The sequence below is a fragment of the Stenotrophomonas sp. SrG genome (assembly GCF_050031795.1).
Classification (GTDB): Bacteria; Pseudomonadota; Gammaproteobacteria; order Xanthomonadales; family Xanthomonadaceae; genus Stenotrophomonas; species Stenotrophomonas rhizophila_A.
Genome location: NZ_JBNBBE010001400.1, coordinates 1 through 235 on the forward strand (window position 1 = coordinate 1; position 235 = coordinate 235).

General features: G+C 62.6%; 1 pseudogene. It reads right to left on the reverse strand.

Going from position 1 to position 235, the window contains the following annotated elements:
- Positions 1-67: 67 nt before the first annotated feature.
- Positions 68-235, reverse strand: a pseudogene (locus ACQG3P_RS24010) (ferredoxin--NADP reductase); the annotation flags it as partial.

Below are 235 nucleotides of genomic sequence, written 5' to 3' on the forward strand. Positions count from 1 at the left end.
TAGTAGTCATTTACCTTTCGACGAACGCACGCTCGAAGACGTAGTGAACGGGCGTACAGATCCGCGTCTAAGTCTGGAAGACACGGGAGTCCATCACGCTGCGCAGGTCGGCCAGCATCTGAGGGCTGCCGCAGATCATGGCGCGGTCGTTTTCCGGGCGCAGTTGGGGCAGGCCCACGGTGCGCTGCATCTCGCCGGTTTCCAACAGCGAGGTCAGCCGGCCCGGGTTCGGGAA